Genomic DNA, 8,449 nt, shown 5'->3' with positions numbered 1-8,449 from the left:
TACGCAATGTTTGGCGTGCACTATCTTCACCGCTAGCAAGTGTTAATACCAATGGGTCAAGTAATAAGTCATGTGGTTGAAGACCATAACCATAAGCGCGATTTACGATGCTTTCAGCTAAAGCAACACGGTCCTCTGCTTTTTCAGGCAAATCACCACTGCAGATTGGCAAGCAAAGTAAAGCTGCACCATAGCGTTTAGCCAAAGGCATAACGTGAGTGATGGACTCCTCTTCCCCATTTACGGAGTTGATAAGAGCGCGACCTGGGTAGTTTTTAAGAGCTACTTCCATAGCTGCTGGATCCAATGTGTCGATGGACAATGGAGTTTCAACGAGCATGGATAATTCGAAGATAGCACGTTCCATTAATGGAGTTTGGTCCATACCAGCTACGCCCATGTTTACGTCGAGGATGTCTGCACCTGCTTCTACTTGGTCCAAAGCATCGCGTTTTACGCGGATGAAAGAGCCATCGCGTAACTCTTGAGCAAGAACTTTACGGCCTGTAGGATTGATACGTTCACCAATGATAAGAGGTTTTGTATTGTGACCTAATTCTAACAATTTAGTACGGCTAGTAATGATTGTTTTAGGTTCTACGTGAGCACGTTCCTTAGGTGTATGTGCTTTTACAGCGTCAGAAATTGCTTGAATATGAGCTGGTGTTGTACCACAGCAGCCGCCTACATAGCTTGCACCTGCATCTACGATTGGAAGCATCAATGGACCCATTTCTTCTGCTGTAAGTGGGAATACAGTTTGTTTATTGATTAATTGAGGCATGCCTGCATTTGGTTGGCAGATAATTGGCAAGTTTGTTACGCTTGCAATTTCCTCAATAAGAGGTGTGATTTGTTCAGGTCCAAGGGAACAGTTAATACCAATAATATCAGCACCCATAGCCTCTACGATAGTAGTTGCAACTGCTGGTGGTGTACCTGTAATAGTACGACCGTCTTCACTGAAAGAAAATTGACAGATGATTTGTACATCTTCTTTTGTCTTTCCTGCTGCTTCACGAGCATCAAGAGATGCTAATAAAGCGGCGCGCATTTCTTGTACGTCGATGATAGTTTCAATGATGATGAAATCTACGCCACCTTCGATCAATGCTTCAGCTTGTTCGCGGTATGTGTCATAAATAGAGTCAAAGCTCATGTTGCCCAATGGTTGTAAGAAACGACCCGTAGGACCCATAGAACCGGCTACACGTGCAGATGGTTTAAACTCTGCAATAGCATCTTTTGCTACCTTTACAGCGGCAATATTTATTTCTCTTACACGATCTTGTAAGTCGTAATCTTCTAATTTAAGACCACAAGCACCGAATGTATTTGTAGTGATAACATCACTGCCATGTTGTAAGTATTGGGCGTGAATATTCTTTACTACTTCTGGTTTTTCTACGTTAAATAATTCTGGACAATAGCCCTCTTCTAAGCCTGCAGCTTGAAGCATTGTGCCCATAGCACCGTCAAATATATACATAAACATCTTCCTTTATCATCCTAAATGTTACAATGTTTCACGTGAAACATTATTCTGTTGGTTGGCCTTTCATAGCGATACCAGAGGCTTCAGCTGTTGTTTTGTTACAACCCTCTTCGCCTTCGTTATTAGACGTTACAGACGCCTTTTCTGGTAATTTACGAGATGCACAATCCTTTTGGGAACAAGATGTGCAACCGCGTTTAGTTTTGATGTCTTCGTTAGCTGGCATCAAACCGATGATAGCTGTTACAGACTTACGTGGGAACAATAAATAATTCTCTGTTACTTGTAAGCCAATCATCTCTGTTTTGATAATTTTAGCTAGTTGTGGCTGAATTTCTAATGGCCAGTTACCATAGCCAGGGCTAAAGCGCCATGTTGGTTTATAGCCTTGCTTTTTAGCAATTGTATTGATAACTTCATTTACTTGATCTGCTACTTGTTCTACTGCTGTTGTAGCTGCTGCATCAAGTAATAAACCTACAGTATAGTTACCTTGTTTGAATAACTGTTCACTACGAATCTCTACATCTTCGCCTACTGTTACCCCTAATACATAGACCTTAGTAGACTTTTCTAGATGTTTTTCTATGATGGAACCTTCGATTTTAAGCGGTGGATTGCTCAAAATTGTCTTTGTTTCAGCATCATAATCATATTCTTGATATACACCTTTAGGTGTAGCTAATAACTGGATTTCTTTACATGCTTCGTCTACGTAATTTTGAGGAAAATCCTCTGCATGACGAAGTCCTGCGTATCGTTTTACTTCTGCTTTATCGATGGCAGGAAGCATTCCGTTATAAATGGGCATGGAAACGCCTCCTTTTCAAAATAAAAAGCTCTGCGTATCCGTAGAGCGTGTACTTAATATTAGTATATTGTTTATAGATTAGATTAATCTCAAGATTTATCTATTTTACGCCTATAAATATAATTACTATCTATTTAATAGTATATAGATATCGATAATGCCTGTCAAAGCATATAGGGCCTGTATTCTCATATAATTTTGTAGTGCGTTGGTATAACTTGAAGCTATATCGAAATATATTTTAATCCTAAAAGTTATAAATATAATTGTTTTAAGTATTATATCTATTATATCTATTATATTTGCTTCATGATCTTACTGTTTTATTTCTAATTGTTTCACGTGAAACAATTGAATTATTTTTATTAGCTTAACTATTTCAATTAGCGGATTGAATTTTTAGGTTAGTTATATATTTTAGATTAGTTGGGTTGTAATTTTTTTAGCTTAGTTATTTCAAAATAAAACTGTGTGAAAAAATATGTGTAAAAATTATAAGTTGGTATATATTTATATACCAACTCTATTTTTTTACTATAAAAATTTTTATGTTAAAAAATATGTATTGAACAACTATAAATTTACGTTTTGAGTAACTATAAAATTTTGATTATCTATAAATGTTTCACGTGAAACATTTATAGATAAGTTTTTACTCAAATATATTTTGAAAAATTAAAAGTAAATTGTTTCACGTGAAACAATTAAGGTATATAATTATATAATTTAAAGGAAATATAGATTAGATCTATATATTTGCTGATATGAACTATATAATTTTTGAAATAATGTGTATGATAGATGAAATTATAGATATTTTTCTAGAATTTGATTTGTAATTACCGTAATTATCGTTGTTTTATGTTATAATTAAAAAGAAATATTTTGAACGAACATGTGAGGTGAATTAAGTGGGCAAAGTTATAGCTATTACTAATCAAAAAGGCGGTGTTGGTAAAACAACAACATCCGTGAATTTGAGCGCTTGTTTGGCTGATGCTGGTAAGAAAGTATTGCTTGTTGATTTAGATCCACAAGGTAATGCTAGCTCTGGTTTAGGCATTGAAAAAGATGATTTAGAACTCTGTGTACACGATGTTCTAATCGATGGTGAACCTATTGCTGATATTGTTCAGCCTACAATGCTTAAAAAGCTATTTGTAGCGCCTGCAACAATTCAATTAGCTGGTGCAGAAGTGGAACTCGTTTCCGTTGTTTCACGTGAAACAATGTTGAAAAAAGCATTAGCACCGGTACGCGATGAGTACGACTTTATTATCATTGATTGTCCGCCATCCCTTGGCTTATTAACTCTAAATGCTTTCACTGCAGCGGATAGCGTATTGATTCCAATTCAAAGCGAATTCTACGCATTAGAAGGGGTTAGCCAATTAGTAAAAACTATAACAATTGTGCAACAAACATCTAATAAAGACCTTGAAATTGAAGGTGTCTTGTTAACTATGTTTGATGGTCGTACAAATTTATCTATCCAAGTAGCTGATGAAGTGAAAAAATTCTTTGGCAATAAAGTATATAAGACTATTATTCCTCGTAATGTACGTCTTAGCGAAGCGCCAAGTTATGGTGAACCAATTATCGTATATGATCCAAAATCTAAGGGTGCTGATGTATATACTAAATTAGCTAAAGAAGTAATTAAAGCATCAAAAGCTAAATAAATGGTTATATATAGCTGAAAGAGCTAAATGGCTAAGTGTTTAGTTAAACAAATGTCTGAGATTAGTAGAATTAATGCATTGGCTATTAAATAATTGAGTGTTATTAATTAATATAGCCACTATATGTAAGGTGAGAGAGGTTAGTTATGCCTAGAGAAGTTAAAAGTAAGAAAAGTAAATCATCTGGCTTGGGGAAGGGCCTTGGAAACTTAATGAAGGTAGATACTGTAGAGTCTGTATTACCTGAAAAGGAGATTCACGAACTACCAATTTCTGAATTAGTTCCGAATGCAGATCAACCTCGTAAAAGCTTTGATGAAGATAGTTTAGCCACATTAGCTGAGTCTATTAAAAATCTTGGTATTTTCCAACCAATTGTAGTACGTAAACAAAAGAATAAATACCAAATTGTAGCTGGTGAACGTCGTTACCGTGCCGCTATTATTGCAGGCTTAGAAACAGTACCAGTTGTTGTAAAGAAATATAATACAGAAGAAATGACAGAGGTAGCCCTCGTTGAAAATTTACAACGTGAAGGCTTAGATCCAATTGAAGAAGCTTTGGCATACCAAGGTTTAATGGATACTTACAAACAAACACAAGAAATGATTTCTGCTCGTCTAGGTCGCAGCCGTTCTTATATTGCAAACATGGTTCGTTTGTTGAAATTATGTGATTCTGTACAAAAAGATCTAATCGAAGGTGACTTAACAGTAGGTCAAGCTCGTCCATTGTTGGCATTGCGTAGTGCAGCTCAACAAATGGAAGCTGCTGAACGCATTAAAGAGGGCGAATTAAGTGCACGTCAAGCAGAGGCTCTTGTTAAGTCTATGCAAAATAAAACGCCTAAGGCGAAGGCTGCTAAGCCGCAAAGTACTGCAGAGGTACGTGCTCTTATGGATCGTTTAAAATTAAGCTTAGGATCTCCTGTAAATATTAAGTTCCGCGCTGGTAAAAAGGTTCAAGGTAAGATTGAAATTGCCTTTTCCTCTGAAGCAGAATTAGAACGACTCATTGCTTATATGGATGGTCAAGAGCATACAGATGATACGGAAACTGTAGAATTTAGAGTTTAATTCTTTAGCAATAGTAATAGTAATAGCAATTACAATGCATAACTATATACTCTTTATTACTACGTAATTACTATATATAGTGGATTTTTAATTAAATAACATAATTGGTATACTAAATTTGATATCGAATTATGTAAATTTAGTAATGACAAATCGATAACAATTCTGTATAATGTAAATACAATTTACAATCCACGGTGAAAGCGTAGTCTACGGGCTGCGCTTTTACTGTTATGTTAAGTAACAAGGATAGACTATGGAACAAACACCTAAAGCAAACCGCGTGCATATTGGCTTTTTTGGTCGTTGTAATGCTGGTAAGTCTACATTGATTAATATGTTAACTGATCAGCCTGTATCCCTCGTATCTGAGGTGGCAGGGACAACGACAGATCCTGTGAGCAAATCTATGGAGATTTTACCACTAGGACCTGTAGTTATTACCGATACAGCTGGTATAGACGATACAACTGAATTAGGTACATTGCGGATGGAGAAAACAGAAGAGGTTGTGAAGAAGATTAACCTCGCTGTTTATGTACTTCGTACCGATGAAGAACCAACTGCTGATGATATGCACTGGTTAGGGCTTTTAAAACAAAATAATGTGCCTATTGCATTATTTATTAATGAAATTAATGCAGAAAATAAAGAAGAAAATAAAGTAGATGCATCTGCTTATGTTGAAACTCATAAGGGATTATCTGATTTAGCTACCGTAATTGGGTCCGCTGATTTTACATCTAAGACTAAACGCTTAGAATTACTCGATCTTCTGGGCGGATTAACACCACTTGATGTAGAAGGTGAACAAACTCTATTACAGGGCTTAGTAGAAGAGGGGGATACTATCATTCTTGTTTGTCCTATTGATAGCGCAGCTCCGAAAGGGCGCCTTATCTTGCCACAGGTACAAACCATTCGAGAAATTCTTGATTACAAAGGATTAGCGTTAGTGTGCCAAACAGAAGAATTACCGGCTATGATTAACTCTCTTAAGAACCCACCTAAGATGGTTATCTGTGACTCTCAAGCCTTTGATCGAGTTGATGAGTTAACACCTAATACAATTCCGTTGACGTCGTTCTCTATCTTGATGGCCCGCTTTAAAGGAAAATTACAGGACTTAGTAGCTGGTGTAGAGGCAATTAAGAATTTGAAAGCAGGCTCTAAGGTGCTTATCAGCGAAGGCTGTACACATCGCCGTCAATGCGATGATATTGGAACTGTTAAGATTCCTAATCTTCTTAAAAAGCAAGGGCATACAGATTTACAGCTAGAATTTACGAGTGGGGGAGCCTTCCCAAAAGATGTATCTCAGTATGATTTAATCATCCACTGTGGTGCTTGTATGCTCACACGCCGCGAGGTATTACGACGCATTGAATGTGCCGTTGTACAAGGCACATCAATCGTAAATTACGGTGTACTCATAGCCGCTCTACATGGTATACTAGAACGAGCGATAAGCCCATTTGTTGACGAATTAGAGGGCTAATAAATAGTATTGTAATATGTATCTAATACATGGATTGAGATACAGCATTACATACTTTTATATAAATTACTATATAGGTATCGTTATCTATATTAGATATATTAAATTAAATTGTATGCAGTCATTTAACTTTCACAATAAGAATGGTATAATTAAGTGTTGGAGTTTGAATGATTGTATAGGAAGGAATATACATGTTCGAATCGATTCAACCGTGGATTGGCATGGCAACCATCGTCCTTGTTATAGCGTTGTTAGTGTATTGTGTCATCTTGCACATTCGCTTAGGGAGTCTTAAAAAGAAATACGATTTCTTTATGCAAGGGGACAATGGTGCGAGCCTAGAACGTAAATTATCTGTAGAGGTTAGCGAAATTCGCGATGCTGCGAAGGGTCTTGAGACTATGATGACCGAGCAAGCGGCGATCCGCAATATTCAAAGCAATACGATACAAAAAATTGGCTTTATTAAATATAACGCCTTTGAAAATATCGGTAATGATTTGTCCTTTGCGCTTACATTGCTTGACGGCAACAATAACGGCATCTGTATCTCCAGTATTTACGGTCGTAATGAATCCCGTATTTTTAGTAAACCCATTGTGAAAGGTAAAAGTCTCGTAAGTCTTTCACAAGAAGAATTAGAGAGTTTGAACGAAGCGTTGGGCGAACGCACCAATGAGGAAGCGTTAACGAGCGCCATCGTTTCTAAATAAGGAAGGTTTGTATTGAAAGTACCGGCATTTATTTCAAACAAAGTTGAAAGAAATGGTGACAACTGCATATTGACATTAACAACCAAGCAGGCGAAAATAGCAGCCGTTGTTGGCTCTATCTTAATCATCGCGGCGTTGGTTCTCGGCATTTGGGGCATCGTGCGCCAAGCTGAGGTGATGCAATTACGTCAACAGACACAATTGCAATCGGAACAGCTGAAATTATTACAACAAAAGACAGATGTTCTAGATAAGAAAATCCAAAACTTAAATCAAATTAGCGAAGAAAACAAGCAAATGCTGAAGGGCGCTGAATCTGGCACACCATCTCAAGGTGGCGGGGACGGTAGCGACCCAAAGCAGCCAGCCGCTGATGAAAGCGAAGTAAAGACGCTGACGGCGGCACAATTATCAGCGCGTCTATCCAAAATGGATAAGGACGCACAAAAATTGTTAGTTAGCTTCTATACAATGCGTAATATCCTTCGCGATGGTGGTGCGCAAGACCTTATGGCTATGCAATCCATCAACTTCTCCGCTGGCTCTGGTGGTGTTACGAATAACACTACACCAAGTATCTGGCCAAGCAAGGGCGTTATTACCTCTCCATTTGGTAGCCGTGTGGACCCTGTAACGGGCGCTATCGGTGCGTTCCATGAAGGGGTAGATATTGCGGATGACTATGGTACACCAATCGTGGCTACTGCTGCTGGCGTTGTAACCTTTGCCGGTTATACAGAGGGCGGTTACGGTAATCTTGTTGAAATCGACCATGGTAATGGCTTCGTAACACGGTATGGTCATAATAGTGCTGTATTGGTAACGGTTGGTATGAGCGTAAAACAAGGTCAAACAATTGCCTTGATGGGTAGTACTGGTAAAAGTACAGGCGCCCACGTTCACTATGAGGTACGCCTCAATGGATCTCCTACAGACCCTATGATCTTCTTGCCAATTAGCAACTAATAGGTAAAACCAATACTATATACGTAATATCCTTTACGATATATGTAACATGAAACATAATTCATAGGAAAAAGAACTTGTTATGCGTGCAAATGCACTAATAGCAAGTTCTTTTTCTTTTCTTTTGTATATATATATTGTAAAATAAAAGTATATGAACGGAGGTATATCTATGAAGGCCTATGTACAAGTTTATACCGGCGAA

7 protein-coding genes are annotated in these 8,449 nt (G+C 37.5%); 5 read left to right on the top strand and 2 right to left on the bottom strand.

Going from position 1 to position 8,449, the window contains the following annotated elements; translation table 11 throughout:
* A partial coding sequence (locus tag QZ055_RS06595; protein WP_295825456.1) for a homocysteine S-methyltransferase family protein occupies positions 1–1,489 on the bottom strand: 1,489 nt, incomplete at its 3' end.
* Between the two features lie 49 nt (positions 1,490–1,538).
* Positions 1,539–2,306 carry a methionine synthase gene (locus QZ055_RS06590; RefSeq protein WP_295802666.1) on the bottom strand — a complete coding sequence of 256 codons (768 nt, stop codon included), beginning with the start codon at positions 2,304–2,306 and terminating at the stop codon, positions 1,539–1,541.
* A 911-nt stretch (positions 2,307–3,217) separates the two neighbouring features.
* Here QZ055_RS06590 and QZ055_RS06585 point away from each other — a divergent pair.
* From QZ055_RS06585 to QZ055_RS06565, 5 genes are all read left to right on the top strand, one after another.
* Positions 3,218–3,988: a ParA family protein gene (locus QZ055_RS06585; protein WP_005384850.1), complete on the top strand. Its 771-nt coding sequence runs from the start codon at positions 3,218–3,220 to the stop codon at positions 3,986–3,988.
* A 146-nt stretch (positions 3,989–4,134) separates the two neighbouring features.
* The gene (locus QZ055_RS06580; RefSeq protein ID WP_295825453.1) at positions 4,135–5,064 is read left to right on the top strand and encodes a ParB/RepB/Spo0J family partition protein; all 930 of its coding nucleotides are present in this window, start codon (positions 4,135–4,137) and stop codon (positions 5,062–5,064) included.
* Positions 5,065–5,320: 256 nt separating this feature from the next.
* Positions 5,321–6,562: a [FeFe] hydrogenase H-cluster maturation GTPase HydF gene (hydF, locus tag QZ055_RS06575; protein ID WP_295825450.1), complete on the top strand. Its 1,242-nt coding sequence runs from the start codon at positions 5,321–5,323 to the stop codon at positions 6,560–6,562.
* Positions 6,563–6,756: 194 nt separating this feature from the next.
* Complete coding sequence (locus QZ055_RS06570) at positions 6,757–7,278, top strand: DUF4446 family protein (protein WP_105089981.1); 522 nt, start codon at positions 6,757–6,759, stop codon at positions 7,276–7,278.
* Between the two features lie 12 nt (positions 7,279–7,290).
* Positions 7,291–8,244 (top strand): M23 family metallopeptidase, encoded by a 954-nt coding sequence (locus QZ055_RS06565; RefSeq protein ID WP_295825448.1) that lies wholly within the window; start codon positions 7,291–7,293, stop codon positions 8,242–8,244.
* The last annotated feature ends 205 nt before the right edge of the window (positions 8,245–8,449 follow it).

It is taken from the genome of uncultured Veillonella sp. (assembly GCF_905209685.1).
Taxonomy (GTDB): Bacteria; Bacillota; Negativicutes; order Veillonellales; family Veillonellaceae; genus Veillonella.
The sequence above is the reverse complement of the archived record's forward strand: the minus strand, read 5'-3'. Positions and strand labels throughout refer to the sequence as shown.

Excerpts from the sequence above, each read along its gene's own strand:
- hydF (WP_295825450.1), top strand. The coding sequence starts at position 5,321 with ATGGAACAAACACCTAAAGCAAACCGCGTGCATATTGGCTTTTTTGGT.
- QZ055_RS06590 (WP_295802666.1), bottom strand. The coding sequence starts at position 2,306 with ATGCCCATTTATAACGGAATGCTTCCTGCCATCGATAAAGCAGAAGTA.
- QZ055_RS06570 (WP_105089981.1), top strand. The coding sequence starts at position 6,757 with ATGTTCGAATCGATTCAACCGTGGATTGGCATGGCAACCATCGTCCTT.
- QZ055_RS06580 (WP_295825453.1), top strand. The coding sequence starts at position 4,135 with ATGCCTAGAGAAGTTAAAAGTAAGAAAAGTAAATCATCTGGCTTGGGG.